Here is a 23,480-nt window from a genome sequence, read left to right on the forward strand (position 1 = left end):
GCGTGGGAGCCCCACCGGCGGTCTTCGGAGTTCCCCGGTTCGAAGTCCGCGTCCACACCGACACAGCACTGCAGGCTCGACGTGCGGATCATCTCTTGCGGCGTCGAGCCTGCAGCGGTGAAAGATTTCACGGACGGCGAACGAATGGGCCCTCCGTGACGGGGCGGGTCAGGTGAGTCTGATCAAGCCGTAATCGAAGGCGTGCCGTCGATAGACGACCGATGGTCGGTCGGTGGCACTGTCGTGGAACAGGAAGAAGTCGTGACCGACGAGCTCCATTTCGTAGAGCGCGTCGTCGACGCTCATCGGTGCCGCCGAGTGGGTCTTCGTCCGCACGATGTGCCCGGGGCCGCTCTGATCGTCCTCGAACGAGTCGAGCTTGGTCTCGGGGTCGAGCGCGAGGGTATCGTCCTCGGCCAGTTCGGCGGTGGCCTCGGCGACGGAGACGGGCCGCTTCTCGCCGTAATGGACCTTACGACGGTCCTTGGTACGCCTGAGCCTGCTCTCGAGCTTCGATGTCACCGCTTCGAGCGCGGCATAGAAACTGTCGGCGCATGCCTCTGCACGAACGACCGGCCCCCTGCCCTTCGCGGTGATCTCCACGCGTTGGCATGCCTTGGCCTGACGGCGATTTCGTTCGTGTTGCAGTTCGACGTCGAACAGGTAGATGGAAGGATCGAAGCGCTCGAGTCGAGCGAGCTTCTCGGAGACGTATATCCGGAAGTGATCCGGTATCTCGACGTTGCGGCCCTTGACCACAACATCCGCATTGCTCTTGGCGGGTTCTTCCGAAGGCTTCTCGTCGAAGAAAACCGAGGCTTGTGAAGGGGTCGTCACGCGTACCTCCCGATATCGGCCACGCCCACTGTTGGACGTGGCAAGTGTGCATGCCGAATGGGGAACCTTCCGGCATCTCGAGTCCGGGGCATCACCTCGCATCTCGTGCAACTAGGGGCGTGTGCGCGACGTTAGTCGGTCATCGACTCGTGTGCCACCGTTCACCCCGAATTGGTTGTCGGCGTGTCCGAACGCTGCGCTCTCACGCGTGCGCCACCACGAGCGCTCCGGCCAGTGGGACACCGAAATCCTTTAGCACTCTTGCGGATTCGGCCAGAGTGGCCCCGGTGGTCACGACATCGTCGACTAGGAGCACCGTGCAGGAGCCCGTCCGCGCTCCGCCGTTGTCCGATCGCGAACGACGCACTCCGACAACCTCGACCCGACCGGCTACGTTGCTCTGGCGCTGTCCGGCCGACAGGCCGACCGAGTCTCGAACTCCGGTGGACATTCGCAGCAGCTCGGGCACGAGCACGGTCTCCGGTGCCAACTGCTCGGCCGCGATCCGAGCACAACGAAGAACCGGATCTCCGCCGCGGGCCCTCGCCGCCCTGGCCCGAGTGGGAGCGCAGACCAGCACCAGCGAACCGAGTTCCGGCGGATCGATCTCACCGGCGACACGCAGATGCCCGACAGCCTCGGCCAGAGCCCGACCGAACGGCCGCGCGACCGAACGGCGACCCCGCTCCTTGAGCGCGATGATGCCACTGCGCCGCGGCCCGCTGTAGGTCCCGAGCGCCCAACAGGGCACTCCCGGATCGACACGAGGACGAACGACGACGGGGGGCACGTACAGGGCCCGGGAACACCCTGTGCACCACTGCTCCCCCGGCACGCCACAACCGGCACACTCGAGCGGAAGAACGAGATCGAGGAGCGTTCGCATGAGCGCCACTGTGCCCGCACCCACCGACACGCCCCGCGCACGACGTCAGCCGGGCAGGATCGGTACCCCCTTGACCCCGGCCAGGCCGGTGACCTCTCGCCAGTAACGATCACCGACGGGATCGGCGTTGTTGAGGGCGAACACCGCCCGCGAATCGGCCACGTACTCCGTTTCCGGGGACGCATCGACAGCCAACACCGGGGTGGTCAGATTCCGTGACGGTAGCGGGTCCATCCTGGACCCGTCGACGGTCACCTGTACGACGGGCGAGTCCGTGGCCACTCGCACGATGACGATGGTCTCTCCGGTGCTCCAGTCCAAACTGGTGGCGTCACTACCGAGTCCGATGGCGACCGCTCGGGGCGAGGTCAACGAGTACACGCCCGAGGGATCGCGCACCACGGCAGCGACGTACACCACACCGTCCACGATGAGCGCAGCCCGCACTCCGTCGCGCGCCAAACGCAGTTCGGTGATCCGGGTACCGAGTGCGGTGACAGCACGGGCATCGACGGGGATGACCGAGACCTGGCCGTTGGACGGATCGCGAGCGGCTCGGATGACGTTGGTGCCGTCGATCACGGCCCAGGCCGCGTTGTCGTCGGACCCCCACGTCGGCCGTGTGATCGACTGCCCCTCGGCAACCGGGAACGCGCCGCCGTCGTAGCTGCCGACCATCAGCGTGCTCGACGGCGCGGGTGCCGGACGGCCGGTGTCGGCAACGCCGGCCACGAGGGTGCCGTCGTTCGACAACGCGACCGAGCGGAGATTGCGCGCCTGCCCGAAATACCCGGGAGCGGGGATGGTCTGGGCTCCGTCGACGCGCAAGAGGCCGCCTGCGGCCAACGCGTGCAGCCCCACGGTGTCGTCGTTGCTGCCCTGCGGATCGAACGAATCGACGCCGGCAGTGGTCCACCCGTCGGGCTTGGTCGTGTCGATCGGTTGACCGTCGGCCAGCAACACGTACGGACCTGCCACCTCGGCCGTGGCGAGCGTCCAGATCACCTGAGCAGCCAGTAGTTCCCGGTCGTGATCCCCCTTGTTCTGCAGGCCGCCGAAGTCGATCCTGATACCGCCGAGCCCGACCCCCACCTGTGAGGTCTGACCGTCGGCCTTGGTGATGGGCCCCCGAATATTCACGTCCTCCGACAATTCGTTGCTCACCGCGGCCGAGAGCGCAGATTTGGGTCCGTCGATGAGCAACTGCACCAGTTGGTTGGCCAGCTGATCCTGGGATCCACTGGTCCACCGGACGTCCGGTACCAACACACCGCCGAGCGGATCGACGAAATAGATCGACCGCTGCTGATACGTGTTCAGGAACGCCGATCGATCGATCACGACGCCGGGCGGCAGTTTCGAGATGCGCCACTGGCCGTCGACCCTCGTCATGTCGATCGAGATGTCGAAGGTGTCCGAGCCGGCCTGATACTCCCCGCCCGGGGCCAGAATGCCTGCGGTCTTGGAGCGAATAGTGAATTGTGCCGAGTCGGCAGTTCTCGGTCCGGACAGGGTGTCGATCCGGTCCGCGACGACCGTTCGTGCGCTGTCGTCCCAGGTTCCCGACGCGGCCTCGGTGAGATACTGCCGAGCGGCCTGGTGCCGGTTGGCAGAGAGCGCGCTGGCGTCGAAGAAGTCGTCGAGCAGGCGGTCCGGTTCGCGACCGGGCTCTGGGGCCGGGGCGCTCGTGGGCGCGGCACCGTCGGCCAGGGTTCCGATGGCCTGGGGGCTGGAGGACTCGGGCAGGCTGGCACAGCCGCCGACCAACGCGACGACGAGTGCGCAGATCGCCAGGATCCGAGAGCCGTGCGCAGCGGATCGCCTCACGTGACCGACTCCGACGCGGACGGCTTCGCGGCCGACGAGTTCGGGGCCGGCAACTTCGGCGGGTCGACCGCGGGAATCGGTTGTCCCTGAGCGTATTTCCTGGTGCCGGGTTTGAGTGGTAGCGGCGATCCGATCACCTTGTGCCCGCGTACCAGAGGCAGCGTGAGCCGGAAGCACGCGCCTTCTCCTACTGCACCCCACGCTTCGAGCTTACCGTCGTGCAGACGGGCATCCTCGACGCTGATCGCCAGTCCGAGTCCGGTGCCTCCGGATCGACGAACTCGCGAGGGATCCGAGCGCCAGAACCTGTTGAACACCAGCTTCTCTTCCCCGGGCCGCAGCCCGATCCCTTGATCGCGCACCACGAACGCTGCCGCATCGGCATCGGCCCGCAGTCGCAACAGAACCGGCTTGCCCTCGCCGTGGTCGAGCGCGTTGGCGAGCAGGTTGCGCAGGATTCGTTCGACTCGGCGGGGATCGACCTCCGCGATCACCGCCGTCTCGGGCATGTCGACGATGACCTCGGTACCGGTTTCGCGGGCGAGGTGCCGCACCGTGGACACCGCGGCTCGGGCGCACATGCGCAGATCGAGTTGCTCGGCAGCGAGTTCTGCGACACCTGCGTCGTGTCGGCTGATCTCGAGCAGGTCGCCGAGCAGGGTCTCGAAGCGGTCCAGTTCGTTCACCAGAAGTTCGGAGGACCTCTTGAGCGCCGGCTCCAGATCGTCGCTGGCGTCGTGAATGAGATCGGCGGCCATGCGCACGGTGGTCAGCGGAGTGCGCAGTTCGTGGCTGACGTCGGAGGTGAAGCGTCGCTGCAGGTTGCCGAATTCCTCGAGCTGGGTGATCTGCTTGGACAGGCTCTCGGCCATTTCGTTGAACGACATCGCGAGCCTTGCCATGTCGTCCTCACCGCGGACCGGCATCCGCTCCTTGAGTCTGCCGTCGGCGAAACGCACCGCGATCCTCGATGCGGAACGAATGGGCAGAACGACCTGGCGGGCAACGAGCATCGCGATGGCGGCCAGCAGGACCAGGAGCACCACTGCGCCGATGAACAAGGTGCCACGAACCAGCGAGAGGGTGCGGTCCTCGCTGGCCAACGGGAAGATCAGGTAGAGCTGCAAGGCCGAGATATCGGATCCGGTGGGCGATCCCATGATCAGTGCCGATCCGGAATAGCCGCCGTCGCTTTCGGTCACAGTGGCGTACTGCGAACTGATCAGGCCCTTCTTGACGAAGTCGCGCAGACTGTTCGGGATCTGATCGACCGGACCGACCGAGGCCTCGGCACGGGTGGCGTCACCCTCCACGATCAGGACCGGATCGAACGATCCCGCCGAACCGCTGGTCGACGCGGCATCGAGGTCCTGGTTGGTCAGGGCCGCTCGCGCGCGTTCCAGTCTCGTGGCGAGGCCACTGGAATCGTCGGCTCCGGCGAGGTTGCCCTCGACGGTGGTGCGTGAGCGGTCGAGTTCCTCGGTCGCTGCCGACAGTTTGGCCTCGAGTAGTCGATCGGTGATCTGACTGGTCAACACCACACCGAGTATGAGGATGACGACCAGCGACAGGGTCAGCGTCGATACCACGACCCGGAGTTGCAGCGAACGTCGCCAAGCATGGCCGAGCGAGGTACTCAGCGAACGAAACAACCGCAGAACGGGAGAGAACGTGCCGTTGATGCGCCGCCGAGAACGGGACAGACCGATCACGGTGGTCCGGCCTTGTACCCGACCCCCCTGACGGTCAACACCACCTCGGGATTCTCTGGATCCTTCTCCACTTTCGCGCGCAGACGCTGCACGTGCACATTGACCAATCGGGTGTCGGCCGCGTGCCGGTAGCCCCACACCTGTTCGAGCAGCACCTCGCGGGTGAACACCTGACGTGGTTTGCGCGCGAGTGCCACCAGCAGATCGAACTCGAGCGGAGTGAGCGAGACGAGTTCGTCGCCGCGGCTGACCTTGTGCGCCGGCACGTCGATGACAATGTCTGCGATGGACAGCAATTCGGCCGGTTCGTCCTCGGTCCTGCGCAGGCGTGCGCGCACGCGCGCAACCAACTCCTTCGGTTTGAACGGCTTCATGATGTAGTCGTCCGCGCCGGACTCCAGGCCGAGGACGACGTCGACGGTGTCGGTCTTGGCCGTCAGCATGACGATCGGAACACCCGAATCGGCTCGCAACACCCGGCACACGTCGATGCCGTTCATCCCGGGAAGCATCAGATCGAGCAGCACCAGATCCGGCCGGTTCTCGCGGACAGCAGAGAGTGCTTGAGTGCCGTCGCCGACCACGAAAGGTTCGAATCCCTCACCGCGCAACACGATGGTGAGCATCTCCGCCAGAGCCGAATCGTCGTCCACAACCAGAATCCGAGGCTTCATTGTCCTATGGTGTCACTTTCCGCACGTCTGATGGCTGATTGACCAACTCGGCGGCGAGTCGATCGGGATCGACGTCGGCGGTGACCACTCGCCACGGCGACACCCAGTCGGCGCCGGCCAGACCGCCGTACACCGCGGAGGTCCGACTCTGCAGCGAGCCGTCCCGTTCGTACGCGTCCCTGGTTCGGGTCACATCTGCATTCTCACGCGCTTCGGCGCGCTCTGCGGCCAGTGCAACCGGAACGTCGAGGAGGATCTGAGCGTCCGGGATCGGTACTTCGAAGCGATCGAATTCCAGCGCCCTGATCCATTCCACTGCCTCGCCGTCGCAGGACTGTTCGAGGCGCGCAGCCGTGTACGCCGCATTGGAGGCCACGTATCGATCGAGGAGAACGATATCGTTGTGCGAGAGCAACTCTCGCACGTCGTCGGCGGCAGCTCTTCGGTCGAGCGCGAACAGCAGCGCCATCGCGTGGACGCTGCCTGCAACATCGCCGTGCTGCCCACGCAATGCCTCTGCCGCAAGATCGGCATGCACCGAGTGGTCGTATCTCGGAAATCCGATCCGTCGGACCTCGAGGCCATCGCGTTCCCACGCCGAAACGAGCCGACGGGCGAGCGTGTTCTTGCCCGCGCCGTCGACTCCTTCGATGACGAACAGTTTTCCCACTGGCCGAGATCTTTCGGTCAGTAGCGGTAGTGCTCGGGCTTGTACGGGCCCTCGACGTCGACGCCGATGTACTCGGCCTGTTCCTTGGTGAGCTTGGTGATCGAGCCGCCGAGCGCCTCGACGTGAATGCGCGCGACCTTCTCGTCGAGGTGCTTGGGCAGGCGGTAGACCTCGTTGTCGTACTCGTCCGGCTTGGTCCACAGCTCGATCTGGGCGATGACCTGATTGGAGAAGCTGTTGCTCATGACGAACGACGGGTGACCTGTGGCGTTGCCGAGATTGAGCAGACGGCCCTCGGACAGCACGATGATCGAGTGTCCGTCCCCGAACTGGAACTCGTCGACCTGCGGCTTGATGTTGATCCGCGTGACATCGGCCGACTTCTCCAGGCCCGCCATGTCGATCTCGTTGTCGAAGTGACCGATGTTGCCCAGAATCGCCTGGTGCTTCATCTTGCGCATGTGCTCGAAGGTGATGATCTTGAGGTTGCCCGTGGATGTGATCACGATGTCGGCCTGCTCGATGAACTCGTCGACCGTACGAACGTCGAAGCCGTCCATGAGCGCCTGCAGCGCGTTGATCGGGTCGGCCTCGGTGACCGTGACGCGGGCACCCTGCCCCTTGAGCGCCTCGGCGCAGCCCTTGCCCACATCGCCGTAACCACAGACCAGCGCGGCCTTGCCGCCGATGAGGACGTCGGTGCCGCGGTTGATGCCGTCGATCAGCGAGTGGCGGGTGCCGTATTTGTTGTCGAACTTGCTCTTGGTGACCGAGTCGTTGACGTTGATGGCCGGGAACGACAGTTCACCGGCGGCCGCGAACTGGTACAGCCGCAGGACACCGGTGGTGGTCTCCTCGGTGACACCCTGCACGGACTCGGCGACCTCGGTCCACTTGGTCTTCGATGCCTCCAGCGACCGGCGCAGCAGGCCGAGGAAGACCTTGTACTCGTCCGAGTCGTGATCGTCGTCGGTCGGCGGGACGACGCCTGCCTTCTCGAACTGCGCACCGCGTAGCACCAACATCGTGGCGTCACCGCCGTCGTCGAGAATCATGTTGGCAGGCTGTTCGGGCCAGGTGAGCATCTGCTCGGCCGCCCACCAGTACTCCTCGAGGCTTTCGCCCTTCCACGCGAAGACCGGGACGCCCTTGGGCTCCTCGACGGTGCCGTACGGGCCCACCACGACGGCTGCGGCGGCGTGGTCCTGGGTGGAGAAGATGTTGCACGACGCCCAGCGGACCTCGGCTCCGAGGGCCACCAGGGTCTCGATCAGCACGGCGGTCTGCACGGTCATGTGCAGTGATCCCGAGACTCGTGCGCCCTTGAGCGGCTGAACATCTGCGTATTCGCGACGCAACGCGATCAAGCCGGGCATCTCGTGCTCGGCCAGCCTGATCTCCTTGCGGCCGAATTCCGCGAGCGACAGGTCTGCGACCTTGAAGTCGATTCCACCGCGGCGATCTGCGGTGAGTTCCGATCCTGACGTAACTGAGGTCGTCATCTTGCCTCTCCTGTTGACTGAGTGTCTGCTCCCCAGGCTATCGGGTCCGCGCACGTCGGTTCCGGCTGCCCGCAGGCATCGGGCTGCGCTATCCGTTTCGCCCGATCCGGGCCAGAATGCGATCGCGTTTGCGGGGCAGGATATTTGCACGAGTGAGATCGCCTTGATAGTGGGCGCGTACCCGCGGATCCATCACTCGACGCCACAGCGGCGGAATTGCCGCGAGCATCACCATCGACGCGTAACCGGCAGGCAGCTGCGGTGCGTCGTCACAGGTCAGTAGCGCCTGATACCGCTTTCCGGGATGTGTGTGGTGGTCGCTGTGCCGCTGCAGGTGATACAGAAAGATGTTGGTGCAGATTCTGTCGCTGTTCCAGCTGTGGCGCGGTGCACACCGCACGTACTTTCCGCGTTCGTTCGTTTCGCGCAGCAATGCGTAGTGCTCCACATAGTTCACCATCTCGAGCAACACGAACCCGACGACGGCCTGCAGCAACAGGTACGGAGCGATCGTCCACCCGAACACGACCAGCAACGAGCCGAACAACACTGCGCTGAGCAGCCAGGTATGGAGCAGGGCATTGGTCGGGCTCGCGACCGAGCGACCCTTGCGCCGAAGCCGTTGCGCCTCGAGCTTCCACGCGGAGATCAGGCCGAGGACAGTGCTGCGCGGCACGAATGTCCACACGCCCTCGCCCAGCCGCGCACTCGCGGGGTCCTCGGGAGTCGCGACCCGAACGTGATGCCCACGATTGTGTTCGACGAAGAAGTGCCCGTAGAGCGTCTGGGAGAGAGCTATCTTGGCCAACCATCGCTCGTGCTGCTCGATGCGATGGCCCAATTCGTGAGCGGCGTTGATACCGGTGCCCGCGACGAGACCCACCGTCACGGCCAGCCCGATCTTGTCCACCACGCCGAGTTCCCCGTACGCCCACATCCAGCAGGAAACGATCAGCCCGATGAATTGAATCGGAAGGAACAGGTAGGTGCACCAGCGGTAGTAGCGATCGTTCTGCAACTTCTCGCTCGCCGACTCGTCCGGGTTGTGCCCGTCTTCCCCCGCGATCAGATCGATGATCGGAATGATCACGAAGAACACCAGTACACCGCTCCACCAGAACAGGGGAATTCCCGTCCAGTACACCAACTGCGACGGCAACAGTGCCGATGCCGGGACTGCCAACCCCAACATCCACAGATAGCGTTTGTTGTCCTGCCAGCGAACCGAGCGTCCGCCTGTCTTCGAATCCCGCTCCCCGAAAGCGACACCCGAATCCCTCGAAGAAGCGATTCGGCCGTCCACACTCACTGTTGCAACACCCTCTCATCGACTTATCAAGTCCGCGAAGTCTGTTTTCGAGGGTATAACAGTCCAGCGGTCGGGTCTCACACACGACCGAATTCGCCGCGGCACCGGTCGGCCGCGGACGATGTCCGATCGCTCACGTGCCTGGCTGCCCGGTGCGGGTCCTCTCGGCCTCACGTAATCCCATCACCGAGTGACGCCTGCCGTACAAGGCGTAGACGAGGACGCCTACCACCATCCACACCGCGAAACGCAACCACGTCTCGACCGACAGATTCAGCATCAACCACAGGCACGCCAGGACCGCCAGGATCGGTACCAGCGGGACCCACGGCACCCGGAACCCACGCTGGAGATCGGGCCTGGTCTTACGCAGTACGAGGACACCCGCCGACACCAGCACGAACGCGAACAGCGTTCCGATATTGACCATCTCTTCGAGTGTGCCCAGTGGCACGAAGGCCGCGAGGAGGCCGACGACGACGCCCACCACGATCGTCGTCCGAACCGGCGTACCTTTCGTTCCGGTATGAGCCAGCGCCCGCGGCATCAGCCCGTCGCGAGACATCGCGAAAAGGACCCGCGTCTGCCCCAACATCAACACCATCACCACGGTCGTCAGACCCGCGAGCGCGCCGAACGAGATGATGTTCTTGGCCCACGTGAGCCCGTTCAACTCGAACGCCGTCGCCAGCGTGGAACTGTCGCCTGACAGATCGGTGTAGTTGACCATTCCCGTCAACACCAACGTGACAGCAACGTAGAGCACCGTCACGATCGCGAGCGAACCGAGAATTCCACGCGGAAGCGCCTTCTGCGGCTCCCGAGTTTCCTCGGCGGTCGTGGCGACGACATCGAAGCCGATGAACGCGAAGAACACCAGCGACGCCGCAGCCAACAGGCCGTACCAGCCGAACGTACTGCTGCCTGCACCGGTGACGAAAGACAGCAAGGACTGATGCAGACCTTCTCCCGTGGAACCGGGCTGCGACGGCGGAATGTACGGGTCGTAGTTGGCGACCTTGATGTAGAAGGCACCGACCACGACGACGAAGAGAACCACGATCACCTTCACCGCGGTGATGACCAACGACACCCGCGACGACAGTTTGGTCCCCGATGCGATGAGCACCGTCAGTACCACCACGATCAGCAGTGCACCCCAGTCGAAGTTCACCGAGCCGATCTCGAGCACGGGGGCGGCCGTACCGAGCAGGTCCCCGAGGTAGAGCGACCACGCCTTCGCGACGACGGCAGCCGCGAGGCCGAACTCGAGGATCAGATCCCACCCGATGATCCAGGCGACGAATTCACCGAACGCCGCGTACGAGAACGTGTACGCGCTTCCGGCGACCGGAACCGTCGACGCGAACTCTGCATAACACAGCGCAGCGAGGCCGCAGGCGATCGCTGCCAGTACGAACGCCAACGACACCGCCGGGCCCGCAACGTTGCCCGCCGTTCGAGCCGTCAGAGTGAAGATGCCGGCACCGACGGCCACCGCGACGCCGAACACGGTCAGGTCCCATGAGCCGAGTTCTCGGCGAAGTTTGGTCTCTGGTTCGTCGGTGTCCTCGATCGACTGCTCGATCGATTTGGTCCGGAACCACCCCGTCGTGCGCGGGGCTTTCGCCGACCGGTCTGCTCTGCTCATCGGATCTCCGTATCCCACTCGCCTCCGTCGACGGAGCACCGATCACCCGTCGCAGAATTCACTGTGCCATCAGACTATTGCCATCGGGCCTACCGTCGGATCACTTCCAGCACGGCCACGCTGCGCCGCTCTACCGACGACGATTCAACTGCCGCCCACCGAGGCCACGAACACCTCTGCGCCACCCGAATCGGCGGTGACCGTGACACATTCGTCTGCAGCCGGTATCCACGCCGAACTGCCCTGCGGCACCGTCAGCCCCAACTGAGCGCCTCCGGTACTCGCGACCACGGTTCCGCTGGTGCACAGCAGGATCCTGGGACCGGATCCGGAGATGGCGACGCTCTCCCCCGCTGCTAGCTCGGTCCGGCTCAGCGCGAATTCGGGGGCAGGGGTGGGATAGCGGTACGTCGGCCGATCGTCATCGCCCGCGGTGATGGCCGAGATGTCGGCGGGCTCGAAATCCAGGACACGCAACAGTTCCGGGACATCAACGTGTTTGGGCGTCAGTCCCCCGCGCAGCACGTTGTCGGAGTTCGCCATGATCTCCACGCCCGTACCGCGCAGATACGCGTGCAGGTTTCCCGCATCGAGGTACAGGCCCTGACCCGGAGCAAGGGTGACCCGGTTGAGCAACAGGGCCGCGAGCACCCCGGCGTCACCGGGGTAGGACTCGCCGAGCTCGAGCAGGGTCCTCGCCTCGGCGGCGAATCGTCCACCGTCTTTCCGCGCCGGACCCGAAAGGTAATCGATACACCCCTGGGCCACGGCCGGAAGAATCTCGTCCAGCGACTGCCCGGGCAGCGTGATCCACGAGGTGAACACCGTGCGCAACCCGGACGCGTCCGGCTGTGCGGCCAACAGGGAGCGATACCCGGCGAGTGCGGGAACAGCCAACGCATCGAGCAACTCGACCGTCTCCGTGGGTCTGCGAAAACCGGCCAGAGCCTCGAACTCGCTCAATGCCACGATGAGTTCGGGCTTGTGATTGGGATCGCGGTAATTGCGTACCGGGGAATCGATGGGAACACCCGCGGCGTTCTCGCGCGCGAAACCTTCACGGGCCTGTGTGCTGCTCGGGTGGGCCTGCAAGGACAGCGGCTCTTCTGCGGCAAGCAATTTCAGCAAGTACGGCAACCGTGACTCATAGTGCTGCGCGGAATGCCCGAGCTGCGCTCCGGGGTCTCCGTCGATCACTGTGAGCAGCGGCGTGCTGCCACTGTCGTGAAGCACGTGCGCAGAATCGGCCGGATGCGCCCCGAGCCAGATCTCCGCCTCGGGGTGATCGGAGGGTACCGGCCGACCCTGAATCCGGGCCAGCGCGGTTCGCGAGCCCCATGCGTAGGACCGAACAGCGCCTCGCAAGAGCTGCACTAGTTACCGCCCATCAACTGCAGATACGCGGCAGTGGAGTCCAACCGCGTCGCCAACACGGACATCGTGTCGAGCACCGAGAGTGTAGCCGGATCCGGTGTCGAGACGGCGATCTCGAAATCGGACCTCGCCGGGTCGCCATCGAACAATGCCTCGCCGGCGTCGGTGAGCATCAGTTCCGATTCCGGCACGCCGGCTATTCGACGTTCGGTCATCGCGCGGTCGACGTCCGTGGCGACGACGATGACACGCATCGGCAGCGGAGGGGGTGGGCCGTCGAGTTGCTCGTCGTGGAAGAACGAGTCGAATGTCGATGCCGAACTGGAAGATTCGGCAATCGACGCGCGAACCGATGCGGCGATGACGTCACCGAGTTCCCCGGCACCGACCACCGCTCCCGCGACGCGCAGCAACACCTCACTGCCATGGCGAGCGACCTCGACGGCGGCCGGACTGCTTCCGGTCAACACCACCCGGCGACCGTTGACACTGCTGGCGAGAGACTTGGCCGGGTTGTGGAACACCTCGTTGGAGGGGCTGTTGCGAACTGCCTCGGCGTCGAGGAGATCCGCCAGACGAGACAGGTTGGGCAGCAGCGTTTTCCATGATCCGCCCGCGACCGCACCGAGTACTGCCACGAACGCAGCCAGATAACGCAGCAGGGTGTTGTGGTCGCGAACTGCTATGCGCGGCGGCAACCACATCACTCGCGGCCCCCGGACGGCGCGCAGCGGTCCTTCCTCCGGGGCCACTACGACGACCTCCGCTCCGCGGCGCGCCGCGGCGTCCACCGACTGCGCCAACCGCGGATCGCCGGCGTCGTCGCCCGCGACCACCACCACGTCCAACGGCCCGATCCACGGCGGACTTCCAGTGCTCCGCACGAGCGGAACCCCGAGTCGATCGCCGAGCGCCGCGACGAGAAGCGACGCTGCGCGACTGCTGCGACCGTCCCCGGTCACGATGACCACGCTCCTGGGACGCAGATCGACCAACCGGCCGAGTACCCCTTCGTCGACCGCTGTGGCAACTGCCCGAACCTGGGCCCCCGCCAACGCGGCGCTACGTAACGCGCCCTCGCGGTCGGCCTCGATGAGTGCACCGGCATCGTCGAGATCGACCGGAGACGACACTGCCGTCATGGCTGCGACACCTCCTCTCGGTCCCGACGAGAAACCTCTTGATTGCCCACTCACCAACCCGTGGTGACCACTATTCCAGTCCGGCGCGAACGATGCTCAATATCTCGGTCGAAAGTGCGTCCACGTCCTTGCTCGTTCGCGCTTCCACGTTGAGCCGCAGCAACGGCTCGGTGTTGGAAGCCCGCAGGTTGAACCAGGCACCGTCGCCGAGATCGACGGTGACTCCGTCGAGACGGTCGATGCCGACAGTGCGATCGGCGAACTCCGTGAGCACGGCCTCGGTACGCGCGGCGGCGTCGTCGACGGTCGAGTTGATCTCTCCCGACGCGCTGTAGGTCTCGTATGCCGACATCATCTCCGAGAGCGGACGATCCTGCGCGCCGAACGCAGCGAGGACGTGAAGGGCGGCAAGCATGCCCGAGTCTGCACCCCAGAAATCACGGAAGTAGTAGTGAGCAGAGTGCTCGCCACCGAATACCGCACCGGTGTCTGCCATTTGCTGCTTGATGAACGAGTGCCCCACTCGGGTGCGGATCGGCGTACCACCGAGCTCGGTGACCAGCTCCGGCACTGCGCGCGAGGTGATCAGATTGTGGATGATCACCGCACCCGGCTCCTTGGCCAGTTCACGTTCGGCCACCAGGCAGGTCACTGCAGAGGGCGATATCGGGTCGCCCTTCTCGTCGACGACGAAGCATCGGTCCGCGTCGCCGTCGAAGGCGAGGCCGATCTCGGCACCGGTCTCGACGACGAAGCGTTGCAGATCCACCAGGTTCGCCGGATCGAGTGGGTTGGCCTCGTGATTGGGAAAGCTGCCGTCGAGCTCGAAGAACAACGGCTCGATCGTCACCGGCAGCGGCCCGAAGACCGCAGGAACGGTGTGTCCGCCCATCCCGTTGCCTGCATCGACCGCGATCTTCATGGAACGAATTCCCGACAGGTCGACCAGGTCTCGGAGGAACTGGGCGTATTCGCCCAGCACGTCCCGTGTGCGTGCCGTCCCTGCCGGACCGTCGAACTCCGGAACTCCATCGACCAACTCTGCCTTCACCGTGGCCAGTCCGGTGTCCTGTCCCACCGGCTTCGCCCCCGAACGGCAGAGCTTGATGCCGTTGTATTTCGCTGGATTGTGACTGGCGGTGAACATTGCCCCCGGGCATTCGAGCAGGCCCGAGGCGAAGTACAACTGGTCGGTCGATGCCAGACCGATGTGGATCACGTCCAGTCCCTGGGCGGTGACCCCGTCCGCGAATGCGCGGGCCAACGTGGGCGAAGAATCACGCATGTCGTGACCGATCACGACCGACTGCGCAGCCCCTGCCTCGTCTCGAACCAAGCGGGCGAACGATGCACCGACGTCTCGCACGAACTCCGCGTCGATCTGCTCGTCGACCACGCCACGGACGTCATAGGCCTTGATGACTGCGTTCACGGACTCTACGGTTCGGGCCACGAAAAAGTCTCCTGGTGATCGTTCTGACGACGCCGCACAGCAGCGTCGTCGAGTGGGGTGGGGAACGGTGCGAACCACACCGACATCGGCAACTGCCACGGTCCGTTCAGGTCCTGAGCGAAAACTTTGCCAGACAGCGGTCGTACCGGCCAGTCGGACCGGCGCACACGGCGTCGGTGCGCATCAGGACGTGGGGTCGGGGAGAACTCGAAGATGGCCGCGCCTGCCCGTCCGAACAGCAGGAGCCGATCGACGTTCGCTCTCGGGCGCGCGCGAGCCCGAGTGGTCGGTGCTCTCACGGTCCTCGGAGCGCATGCGATCGCCACGACCGGCCTCACGCACGGCCTCCGCGAGTGCGGTCAGATCGTCCTCGTCGGGCGTCGATGTCGAGTAACCACCCTCGTACCGGACCAGCTCCCACCCCTTCGGCGCGGTGGTCGTCGACGCGTGAATCTCGCACAGATCCCAGGAATGCGGCTCGTCCACAGTGGCGAGCGGGCCGACGACCGCAGTGGAGTCCGAGTAGACATATGTGAGCGTTGCAACGGCAGAACGGTTGCAACCAGGCCTGCAGCAGCCACGCAGTGATCTCACGTGTGCAGACTATCCGGTAGGTGCAACCGACCGAACGACCGACACACCGCGCGAGCGCGATAACCTCCCACCATGCCCCGATTCTCCTCCGCACGCAGGATCAACTCTCGGTCGGTGACACGCCACGGCCGTGGCATCCGCGGACCGGTACTGCCCGAGGACATCCCGGCCAGGCGCTCACGAGCGGAGAAATTCGATCGACTGGTCCTCGAGGCGTTTGCGCGTATCGACCACAGGTGGCACGAGAAGCTCTCGAAGCTCGACATCGCCGTCGACGAAGTGCCCAAGATCAGAGCGCTCGACCCGGAGTCGGTGACGTGGCCACCCGAGGTGGTGGCGGAGGGACCGGTTCCACTGTCGCGATTGGTGCCGGCCGGAATAGACAAGCGCGGGGAGACGACACGCGCCAGGGTGGTGCTCTTTCGCCGTCCCCTCGAACGACGTGCCAAGCACCCGGAAGATCTCGAGGATCTACTGTTCGAGGTTCTCGTCGAACAGGTTGCGACTTATCTGGGGATAGATCCGGACGAGATCGATCCCGCCAGCGCCGAACAGTGATGCCCGGTGTCGTCTACCGAGCGGTGAATCGAACCCCGCCGCTCAGCCGATGCCGCGCTTGAGCCGACGACGCTCGCGCTCGGACAGTCCACCCCAGATACCGAACCGCTCGTCGTTCGCGAGCGCATACTCGAGGCACTCGTCCTTGACCTCACAGCCCAAGCAGATTCGCTTGGCCTCACGGGTGGAACCGCCTTTTTCCGGGAAGAAGGCTTCGGGATCGGTCTGCGCGCACAACGCACGCTCCTGCCACTGATCCTCGATTTCCTCGAACATCTCGTCGAATCCCGCGACGAGACTGAGGAAGGGCTTGGACGGCGGAACCGATTCGGCAACGAACGGCATCGAGTCGGCATCCGAATCCGATTCGACCTCGAACTCGACTGCATCGGCCTCGGCGTCGTTGTTGTTTCGGGCTACGTACGCAGACCCCGCGTCGAACGTGACGCTCGAATCTGCGCCGTTGTCGGACTCGGTTTGCGGCGCGTCGTCGACAGCGCTGAGGTGTGCAGTGGGACCGCCCCGCTGATCACGTGTCACGTGCTCGTCATACATCGCTTCCGCCTCCTCACCTGTGCTAGCGCAGATACTTTCGGTCATTCCGTGCTCGAATACCTTGCCCCGCGCCGGTATTCGATCGAGCTACCATGTCCGGGCAAGCACAGCACGCCCGTCCAACCCTCGACCTCTACTCGACGTCCACTCAGGGGCGAAGACGGAGGGAACGAGTGTTCGAAACCAGGTTCGCTGCAATCGAACTCGTACTGCGAACCCTGAATGACATACCTGTGATTAGACACGGCCAGGTGTGTCGCGGTCAAGCCGATCGAACAAATCCAATACCATCACATGCCCGAAATCGGCTGTCTCCCCGGATCGGAGCCTGTCCCGCGCGTGTCGCGACGGTTCTCGACCTCGTACACGGGCCGCCGGAACGGTCCCGGTAGGCGCTGGCCGACCATCGTCGCAACCCTATTAGGCTCGTCAGTTGTGAAAGTTACTGTTCTGGTCGGCGGCGTCGGTGGAGCCCGCTTCTTGCAAGGTCTGAAAACCCTGCTCGGCACTTCCTCGTCCGACGGTGATCCCACGCACGAGATCACCGCCGTGGTCAACGTCGGCGACGACGTGTGGATGCACGGCCTGCGCATCTGCCCGGATCTCGACACGTGTATGTACACCCTCGGGGGCGGTATCGACCCCGAGCGCGGCTGGGGCCACGTCGGGGAGACATGGAACGCGCGGGAGGAGTTGGCGGCCTACGGTGCCGATCCGGACTGGTTCGGCCTCGGAGACCGTGACATCGCCACGCATCTGATCCGCAGTCGGATGCTGCGTACCGGTTTTCCTCTGTCGGCCGTTACCGAAGCCTTGTGCAACCGATGGCAGCCCGGCGTCCGCCTGCTGCCCGTCACCGACGATCGTTCGGAGACCCACGTCGTGGTTACCGATCCGGAGGACCCGAGCGGTGAGACACAGCGCGCAATCCATTTCCAGGAGTGGTGGGTTCGATATCGCGCACAGATTCCAACGCACAGCTTCGCCAACATCGGTGCCGAACAGGCAACTCCCGCACCGGGAGTCGTGGAGGCGATCGCCGAAGCCGATGCCGTGATCCTCGCGCCGTCCAATCCGGTGGTGAGCGTCGGTGCAATCCTCGCAGTACCCGGAATCCGCGGGGCGCTGCGCACGACGGCGGCCAAGGTCGTCGGCCTCTCCCCCGTGATCGACGGTAAGCCGTTGCGCGGCATGGCAGACGAGTGCCTGTCGGTCATCGGTGTCGAGACCACGGCGCAGGCCGTCGGCCGCCACTACGGAAGCCGAAGCGGCACCGGCATTCTCGATGCCTGGCTGGTGCACACGACGGACACTGCCCTCGTCGAGGGAGTGGATGTACAGTCCGTTCCCCTGCTGATGACCGACCCGGAGACCACCGCGGTGATGGCACGCACCGCGCTACAGGCGGCAGGACTCGACCTGTGACCGATCCTCGCGAACCCGATTCGATGCTGCCCGCTCCCAGCGATCGCGTCCCGGTCGATCACGCTCCTGGCGGTTCCATCGAAATCCTGCCGGTGACCGGGCTCCCCGAATTCAGACCGGGCGACGACCTGGCTTCGGCGATCGCCGAGCGCGCGTCGTGGCTGCGCGATGGCGACATCCTGATCGTCACCAGCAAGATCCTCTCGAAGGTAGAGGGTCGCCTGATCGAGGCACCGCGCGATGTGGACGAGCGAGACGCCGCCCGCAGAGTGCTGGTGGACCAGGAGGCCGTGCGCATCGTTGCTCGCAAGGGCCGGACCCTCATCACCGAGAACCGACTCGGCATCGTGCAGGCCGCGTCCGGAATCGACGGCTCGAATGTCGACGGCGGAGAACTTGCGCTGCTACCCGAACGTCCCGACGCCAGCGCCGCGAACCTCCGCTCGGCTCTCCGAGAACTGTTGGGGGTGACGGTTGCCGTCGTCGTCACCGACACCATGGGGCGCGCGTGGCGGATCGGGCAGATCGATGCCGCCATCGGATCCGCAGGCCTGCCGGTCCTCCACGCCTATGCCGGTGCCGAAGACGGTCAGGGCAACGAGCTCGTCGTCACCGAGGTCGCCATCGCCGACGAGCTCGCTGCCGCAGGCGATCTGGTCAAGGGCAAACTGGGCGGCGTCCCGATCGCCGTCGTCCGCGGATTGTCTCCGGTCGACGACGGCTCCACCGCGAAGGCGCTGCTGCGCGGCGGCGAGGAAGACCTGTTCTGGCTCGGCACCGCCGAGGCTCTCGATCGTGGACGACGCGAGGCGCTGCTCCTACGACGGTCGGTACGCTCGTTCACCTCGGACGCCGTCGATCCCGAGTCGATCCGGGCTGCCGTGGCCGATGCGCTCACCGCCCCTGCCCCGCACCACACTCGTCCGGTTCGGTTCGTCTGGGTCAGGACGCCAGCGCTGCGCCGCCGATTGCTGAACACGATGCGCGAGCAGTGGCGGGCCGATCTCACGAACGACGGGCTCGGTGAGGATCGGATCGCCGCGAGACTGAGCCGCGGCGACATCCTGTTCGACGCACCGGAAGTCGTGATTCCGTTCTGTGTGCCCGACGGCGCGCACACCTACCCCGACGAGAGGCGTCGGGCCGCCGAAGACACGATGTTCACCGTGGCTGTCGGTGCTGCCGTCCAGGGATTGCTCGTCGCGCTCGCGGTTCGAGATCTCGGCAGCTGCTGGATCGGCTCGACCATCTTCGCCGCCGATACGGTTCGCGCCGAACTCGGACTGCGCGCAGACTGGAAAGCCATGGGTGCCATCGCAATCGGGCATCCGGACGAGAGCCTGACCGTGCGGGATCCGGTAGTGCCCGGGTCCTCGCTACTGGAGCTCTGAGGCCATGTCCGCGTTCACACTGCGGCGTTCGGTAGCCGCTGCGCTCGACGGCTGGCGACCACAGGGCTCGGCGGACGAATCGCTTCGCCACACCATGCTGGCCTTCCTCGACAGCAACCCGGACGCGTGCCTGCGCGCCAACGCGGCCGGCCACTTCACGGCCTCCTCACTGGTGCTCGACCGATCCGGCACCCACGTGCTGCTGACGTTGCATCCGAAGGTCGGTCGGTGGATTCAACTCGGCGGCCACTGCGAACCGACCGACGACACGATCGTCGACGCCGCGATGCGTGAGGCGACAGAAGAATCCGGGATCGCAGATCTGACCATCGACCCGGTACTGCTCTCCGCGCACACGCACCCGATCACGTGTTCGCTCGGCACCCCGACGCGTCATCTCGATTTGCGGTTTCTGGTGCGCGCCCGAGACGGTGCCCGAGCTGTGCGCAGTGAGGAATCGACGGATCTGCGGTGGTGGCCGGTCGACGCACTTCCGGACACCGCCGAACACGAGACGATCGATCACCTCGTCTCGCTCGCCGCGCAACGCCGCTAGCCCGAACCGGATCCGCCGCCTGGGTTATGCAGTGGCCCGGTTCGGCCGGAGTTCAGACGTCGGTGGAGAAGCGCACTCCGCCGTCGGGCAGTTTCACCCCTGGCCACACCCGCGCACCGCGAAGCAACTCACATCGGGCTCCGATGTCTGCGCCGTCGCCGATCACCGCATCGCGCACCAGAGCACGGGGCCCGATACGGGCACCGAAGCCGAGGATCGATCGCTCGACGACCGCTCCTGCCTCGACGACCGCGCCGTCGAACACGACGGCACCGTCGAGGCGGGCTCCGGCACCGATCTCGGCACCGCGACCGATGACGGTTCCGCCGATCAGCAGCGCCCCCGGTGCCACTCCGGCGCTGGGGTGCACCAACGATTCGCCGCGATCTCCGTCCAGCGCAGGCGAGGGCGCGATGCCGCGCACCAGATCGGCCGAGCCCTTGACGAAGTCCTCCGGGGTGCCCATGTCGCGCCAGTACGCGCTGTCCACGTGCCCGTAGAGCTTCTTGCCTTCGGCGAGCAAGGCGGGAAACACCTCTCGCTCCACCGACACCGGTCGATCGGAGGCGATGGACTCGATGATCTCACGCTTGAAGACGTAGCATCCGGCGTTGATCTGATCGGTCGGCGGATCCTGGGTCTTCTCCAGAAATGCTGTCACTCGGCCGGATTCGTCGGTCGGCACACAGCCGAACGCTCGTGGGTCACCCACGCGAACCAGATGCAACGTGACGTCGGCTTCAGTGGTTCGGTGTGTTTCCAATACCGCTGTCAGATCCGTACCGCCCAGCACATCGCCGTTGAAGACCATGACATTGTCCGCACGCAGGCGCGGGAGAACGTTCCTGATCCCTCCGCCGGTACCCATCGGCTCGGTCTCGGTGACGTATTCGATGTCGATGCCGAGCGCGGAGCCGTCTCCGAAATGCTGCTCGAACACTTCGGCCTTGAAGGACGTGCCGAGGACGACGTGCGAAATTCCGGCAGCCCTGATGCGTGCCAGCAAGTGGGTCAGGAAGGGCAGGCCCGCAGTGGGAAGCATCGGCTTGGGGGCCGAGAGTGTCAGCGGCCTGAGCCGAGTTCCTTTGCCGCCGACCAGGATAACTGCATCGGTGCGCGCGGCGACCGATGAGGAACTATCCACCATGTCCAGCCTCTGTTCTCTCGTCGGTGACTCGTCCGTCAACTTTTCGGGCCCGAAGCGCAGATCTCACAACGATCTTCGATCGAAGGCCGAGACCTATACGCAAGGCCAATCGTAGGGGAGCTTGCCACGCTTTCGCGTGCCGGTCGGCCTGGAAGCGGTACGCACTGGTGTGATGTGCGGGCAACATCACTTCCGGATGCCGTCCTGCTGCATGGCCTTTCGAGTGCGTCACCTCGACGCCGGGAACATAGACGTTGTGCCAGCCCGCACGGCCGAGCCGGTCGCCCAGGTCCACGTCCTCCATGTACATGAAGTATCGAGAGTCGAACCCGCCGATAGAATCGAACGCCGAGCGCCGCAGCAACAGGCATGACCCGGACAGCCACCCCACCGGACGCTCGCTCACCGACTCGTTCTCCTGGCGGTAGCGCTGAGTCCACGGATTCTTCGGCCAGAGCTTGCCGAGCACCGCGTGGCCCGCGCCCGAGGTGAGATCGGGCACCGACCGGGCCGATGGGTATCGGGAGCCGTCGGGTTCGCGGATGAGTGGTCCGAGCGAGCCCGCGCGCGGCCACCGGGCCGCAGCGTCGAGCAGACCGTCGAGAGAACCGGGGTGCCACCGTACGTCGGGATTGGCGACGACGACGAACTCGACCGAGGGATCGATGGCCGCGACCGCACGATTGACCGCTGCGCCGTATCCGATGTTCGCGCCGGTCCGCAGCAACTCTGCCTCGTCGAACGCGGCCTCGGCCGCCTCCGGTGTGCCGTCGACCGAGCCGTTGTCGGCCATGATCACCCGGCAGGGACGTGTTGTCGCCTCACGAAGAGACGTCAGGAATTGATCCAGGTATTCGCCGGGCGAATAGGTCACCGTCACCACGGCCAGCTCGGAACTCACGCGGGCAAGACTAGCCCGAGCGTGGTCGACACCCTCATCTCGACTGCGCCAACGCCGCCGTCAGCGCGTCCGACCACGGCCGGGAAGGCGGCAACCCGGCATCGAGCCACGCCCTGGACGAGAGCACCGAATACGCCGGACGAGGAGCCGCCGCGACGTACTCTGCGCTCGAACACGGACGTACCCGCTCGGGATCGGCCCCGATGCGTGCGAACACCGCGCGCGCGAGCTCGAACCAGCTGGCTTGCCCGGCATTGGTGTAGTGCACGGTGCGACCGACCACCGAAGGCCGGGTTTCGATCGCGAGTAGGCCCGACGCCAGGTCGTGGGCAAAGGTGGGTGAGCCGATCTGATCATTGACCACCGAAATCGTCTCCCGCTCGCCTTCGAGCCTGCGCATGGTGGTCACGAAGTTCTTGCCGGTGTTGTCGTACACCCAGGCAGTGCGTACGACGACGGCCTCGGGCAGCTCCTCGCGTACGGCGAGTTCGCCGGCCAGCTTGGTGCGACCGTACGCCGACTTCGGGGCGGTGTCGGCGTCCACCTCGTAGGGTTCGGTCGCTGTGCCGTCGAACACATAATCGGTGGAGACGTGGATCAACCTGCCACCGACACGCCCGCAGGCGCGAGCGAGATTTCGCGGGCCGTCCGCATTGACGGCCAGGGCTCTGGCCTCGTCTGTCTCAGCGGCGTCCACTGCGGTGTACGCGGCGCAATTGATCACCGTCGCCCCTGCGCTCACCACGGCAGCGACTGCGTCGGGATCGGTTACGTCCAGGTCGGCGGACGAATATGCGCGTACCTCGGTGCCGTCTCCTCGGCCGGCGGCAAGAGCCACCACTCGGCGGCCCAACTGGCCATGTGCTCCGGTCACCACGATCGCGTTCACGGTTGCCAAGTGTGGCACGCCGTGTTCGGTTGGGCGAGGCAGTGACCGGTGACCAGTAACCTTCGAACAGCAGGGGGAGAACGAAGCAGGCGGGTGATCGGACCGGCCGGTAACGAGAGAGGGTCGTCACGGTGCCACGAGATCCAGGCACGCCCGGCGGTGAGCACACTCCCCCGCCCAGGCGGCGCACCCACCGGAAACCAGTCGGTCCCGAGCCGCGCGCCACGGGACGTCCAGACGATCGTGCGGCGCATCGCTACAGAACTGCCGAGGATTCGCACGGGAAACCCCGGGCGCGAGAACGTACTCGCCGCAACCGAGACGAACCCGCCGACCGACCGCGCGCGCCGCGACAGCACGATCGCCGCGTCGGCGTCGAACCGCCCCGATCTCACGGCGAACCCGGCCTTGCCGCCGGCGGCCGCCG

At 65.3% G+C, this 23,480-nt stretch carries 21 protein-coding genes; 4 read left to right on the forward strand and 17 right to left on the reverse strand.

Annotated features, from left to right (window positions below; translation table 11 throughout):
• Positions 1-168: 168 nt before the first annotated feature.
• The 13 genes from hpf to ACOQFP_RS08510 all read right to left on the reverse strand — a co-directional run bounded on the left by hpf (position 169) and on the right by ACOQFP_RS08510 (position 15,631).
• Entirely contained in the window at positions 169-837 is a 669-nt protein-coding gene (gene hpf, locus ACOQFP_RS08450; RefSeq protein ID WP_206489834.1) for a ribosome hibernation-promoting factor, HPF/YfiA family, read from the reverse strand.
• A gap of 202 nt (positions 838-1,039) precedes the next feature.
• A complete protein-coding gene (locus ACOQFP_RS08455) occupies positions 1,040-1,723 on the reverse strand; it encodes a ComF family protein (RefSeq protein ID WP_341243314.1) in 684 nt (227 codons plus the stop codon).
• A gap of 45 nt (positions 1,724-1,768) precedes the next feature.
• A complete protein-coding gene (gene lpqB / locus ACOQFP_RS08460; RefSeq protein ID WP_421584015.1) occupies positions 1,769-3,550 on the reverse strand; it encodes an MtrAB system accessory lipoprotein LpqB in 1,782 nt (593 codons plus the stop codon).
• Positions 3,547-5,262: an MtrAB system histidine kinase MtrB gene (gene mtrB, locus ACOQFP_RS08465; protein ID WP_341243313.1), complete on the reverse strand. Its 1,716-nt coding sequence runs from the start codon at positions 5,260-5,262 to the stop codon at positions 3,547-3,549. The genes lpqB and mtrB overlap by 4 nt, the downstream gene beginning before the upstream one ends.
• Positions 5,259-5,936, reverse strand: a complete 678-nt coding sequence (gene mtrA, locus ACOQFP_RS08470; RefSeq protein WP_008717777.1) for an MtrAB system response regulator MtrA — start codon at positions 5,934-5,936, stop codon at positions 5,259-5,261. The genes mtrB and mtrA overlap by 4 nt, the downstream gene beginning before the upstream one ends.
• Before the next feature lie 4 nt (positions 5,937-5,940).
• Positions 5,941-6,606 carry a dTMP kinase gene (locus ACOQFP_RS08475; RefSeq protein WP_341243312.1) on the reverse strand — a complete coding sequence of 222 codons (666 nt, stop codon included), beginning with the start codon at positions 6,604-6,606 and terminating at the stop codon, positions 5,941-5,943.
• A 17-nt stretch (positions 6,607-6,623) separates the two neighbouring features.
• Complete coding sequence (gene ahcY, locus ACOQFP_RS08480) at positions 6,624-8,108, reverse strand: adenosylhomocysteinase (RefSeq protein ID WP_341243311.1); 1,485 nt, start codon at positions 8,106-8,108, stop codon at positions 6,624-6,626.
• Positions 8,109-8,196: 88 nt separating this feature from the next.
• Positions 8,197-9,300, reverse strand: coding sequence for an alkane 1-monooxygenase (locus tag ACOQFP_RS08485; RefSeq protein ID WP_241256813.1), 1,104 nt, complete (start codon positions 9,298-9,300; stop codon positions 8,197-8,199).
• Between the two features lie 250 nt (positions 9,301-9,550).
• On the reverse strand, positions 9,551-11,068 hold the full coding sequence (locus ACOQFP_RS08490; protein WP_421584016.1) for an amino acid permease: 1,518 nt from the start codon (positions 11,066-11,068) through the stop codon (positions 9,551-9,553).
• 144 nt (positions 11,069-11,212) lie between these two features.
• Positions 11,213-12,442, reverse strand: coding sequence for a mannose-6-phosphate isomerase, class I (gene manA, locus ACOQFP_RS08495; RefSeq protein WP_421584017.1), 1,230 nt, complete (start codon positions 12,440-12,442; stop codon positions 11,213-11,215).
• Positions 12,442-13,584 (reverse strand): tobH protein, encoded by a 1,143-nt coding sequence (locus ACOQFP_RS08500; protein ID WP_421584018.1) that lies wholly within the window; start codon positions 13,582-13,584, stop codon positions 12,442-12,444. The genes manA and ACOQFP_RS08500 overlap by 1 nt, the downstream gene beginning before the upstream one ends.
• A 70-nt stretch (positions 13,585-13,654) precedes the next feature.
• Positions 13,655-15,037 carry a phosphomannomutase/phosphoglucomutase gene (locus ACOQFP_RS08505; RefSeq protein ID WP_421584019.1) on the reverse strand — a complete coding sequence of 461 codons (1,383 nt, stop codon included), beginning with the start codon at positions 15,035-15,037 and terminating at the stop codon, positions 13,655-13,657.
• A gap of 183 nt (positions 15,038-15,220) precedes the next feature.
• Positions 15,221-15,631, reverse strand: a complete 411-nt coding sequence (locus ACOQFP_RS08510) for a DUF3499 domain-containing protein (RefSeq protein ID WP_206489825.1) — start codon at positions 15,629-15,631, stop codon at positions 15,221-15,223.
• Between the two features lie 72 nt (positions 15,632-15,703).
• On the opposite strand from ACOQFP_RS08510, the gene ACOQFP_RS08515 reads away from it, so the two are divergent.
• The gene (locus tag ACOQFP_RS08515; protein ID WP_421584020.1) at positions 15,704-16,189 is read left to right on the forward strand and encodes a metallopeptidase family protein; all 486 of its coding nucleotides are present in this window, start codon (positions 15,704-15,706) and stop codon (positions 16,187-16,189) included.
• 42 nt (positions 16,190-16,231) lie between these two features.
• Here ACOQFP_RS08515 and ACOQFP_RS08520 read toward each other — a convergent pair whose 3' ends face one another.
• A complete protein-coding gene (locus ACOQFP_RS08520; RefSeq protein ID WP_027496498.1) occupies positions 16,232-16,465 on the reverse strand; it encodes a WhiB family transcriptional regulator in 234 nt (77 codons plus the stop codon).
• A gap of 714 nt (positions 16,466-17,179) precedes the next feature.
• On the opposite strand from ACOQFP_RS08520, the gene cofD reads away from it, so the two are divergent.
• The 3 genes from cofD to ACOQFP_RS08535 are packed head-to-tail and all read left to right on the forward strand — an operon-like array spanning position 17,180 to position 20,116.
• The gene (cofD, locus tag ACOQFP_RS08525) at positions 17,180-18,169 is read left to right on the forward strand and encodes a 2-phospho-L-lactate transferase (protein ID WP_206489823.1); all 990 of its coding nucleotides are present in this window, start codon (positions 17,180-17,182) and stop codon (positions 18,167-18,169) included.
• A gap of 23 nt (positions 18,170-18,192) precedes the next feature.
• Complete coding sequence (locus tag ACOQFP_RS08530) at positions 18,193-19,560, forward strand: coenzyme F420-0:L-glutamate ligase (RefSeq protein ID WP_341243340.1); 1,368 nt, start codon at positions 18,193-18,195, stop codon at positions 19,558-19,560.
• A gap of 4 nt (positions 19,561-19,564) precedes the next feature.
• Positions 19,565-20,116 carry an NUDIX hydrolase gene (locus ACOQFP_RS08535; protein WP_421584021.1) on the forward strand — a complete coding sequence of 184 codons (552 nt, stop codon included), beginning with the start codon at positions 19,565-19,567 and terminating at the stop codon, positions 20,114-20,116.
• Positions 20,117-20,168: 52 nt separating this feature from the next.
• Here ACOQFP_RS08535 and ACOQFP_RS08540 read toward each other — a convergent pair whose 3' ends face one another.
• From ACOQFP_RS08540 to rfbD, 3 genes are read right to left on the reverse strand one after another with little or no spacing between them, the layout of a single operon-like run.
• A complete protein-coding gene (locus tag ACOQFP_RS08540; RefSeq protein ID WP_341243305.1) occupies positions 20,169-21,263 on the reverse strand; it encodes an NDP-sugar synthase in 1,095 nt (364 codons plus the stop codon).
• Complete coding sequence (locus tag ACOQFP_RS08545; protein ID WP_206489820.1) at positions 21,253-22,164, reverse strand: glycosyltransferase family 2 protein; 912 nt, start codon at positions 22,162-22,164, stop codon at positions 21,253-21,255. The genes ACOQFP_RS08540 and ACOQFP_RS08545 overlap by 11 nt, the downstream gene beginning before the upstream one ends.
• A gap of 34 nt (positions 22,165-22,198) precedes the next feature.
• Positions 22,199-23,053, reverse strand: coding sequence for a dTDP-4-dehydrorhamnose reductase (gene rfbD / locus ACOQFP_RS08550; RefSeq protein WP_421584022.1), 855 nt, complete (start codon positions 23,051-23,053; stop codon positions 22,199-22,201).
• Positions 23,054-23,480 lie beyond the last annotated feature (427 nt).

The sequence above is a fragment of the Rhodococcus sp. MALMAid1271 genome, assembly GCF_049195265.1.
Lineage (GTDB): Bacteria > Actinomycetota > Actinomycetes > Mycobacteriales > Mycobacteriaceae > Rhodococcoides.

Coding starts and splice junctions, on each gene's coding strand:
- ACOQFP_RS08485 (WP_241256813.1), bottom strand. CDS start 9,300: ATGTTGGGGTTGGCAGTCCCGGCATCGGCACTGTTGCCGTCGCAGTTG.
- mtrA (WP_008717777.1), bottom strand. CDS start 5,936: ATGAAGCCTCGGATTCTGGTTGTGGACGACGATTCGGCTCTGGCGGAG.
- ACOQFP_RS08520 (WP_027496498.1), bottom strand. CDS start 16,465: ATGTTCGAGGAAATCGAGGATCAGTGGCAGGAGCGTGCGTTGTGCGCG.
- ACOQFP_RS08530 (WP_341243340.1), top strand. CDS start 18,193: ATGCTGCCCGCTCCCAGCGATCGCGTCCCGGTCGATCACGCTCCTGGC.
- ACOQFP_RS08500 (WP_421584018.1), bottom strand. CDS start 13,584: ATGACGGCAGTGTCGTCTCCGGTCGATCTCGACGATGCCGGTGCACTC.
- ACOQFP_RS08535 (WP_421584021.1), top strand. CDS start 19,565: ATGTCCGCGTTCACACTGCGGCGTTCGGTAGCCGCTGCGCTCGACGGC.
- ahcY (WP_341243311.1), bottom strand. CDS start 8,108: ATGACGACCTCAGTTACGTCAGGATCGGAACTCACCGCAGATCGCCGC.
- ACOQFP_RS08455 (WP_341243314.1), bottom strand. CDS start 1,723: ATGCGAACGCTCCTCGATCTCGTTCTTCCGCTCGAGTGTGCCGGTTGT.
- ACOQFP_RS08540 (WP_341243305.1), bottom strand. CDS start 21,263: ATGGTGGATAGTTCCTCATCGGTCGCCGCGCGCACCGATGCAGTTATC.
- ACOQFP_RS08490 (WP_421584016.1), bottom strand. CDS start 11,068: ATGAGCAGAGCAGACCGGTCGGCGAAAGCCCCGCGCACGACGGGGTGG.
- ACOQFP_RS08515 (WP_421584020.1), top strand. CDS start 15,704: ATGCCCCGATTCTCCTCCGCACGCAGGATCAACTCTCGGTCGGTGACA.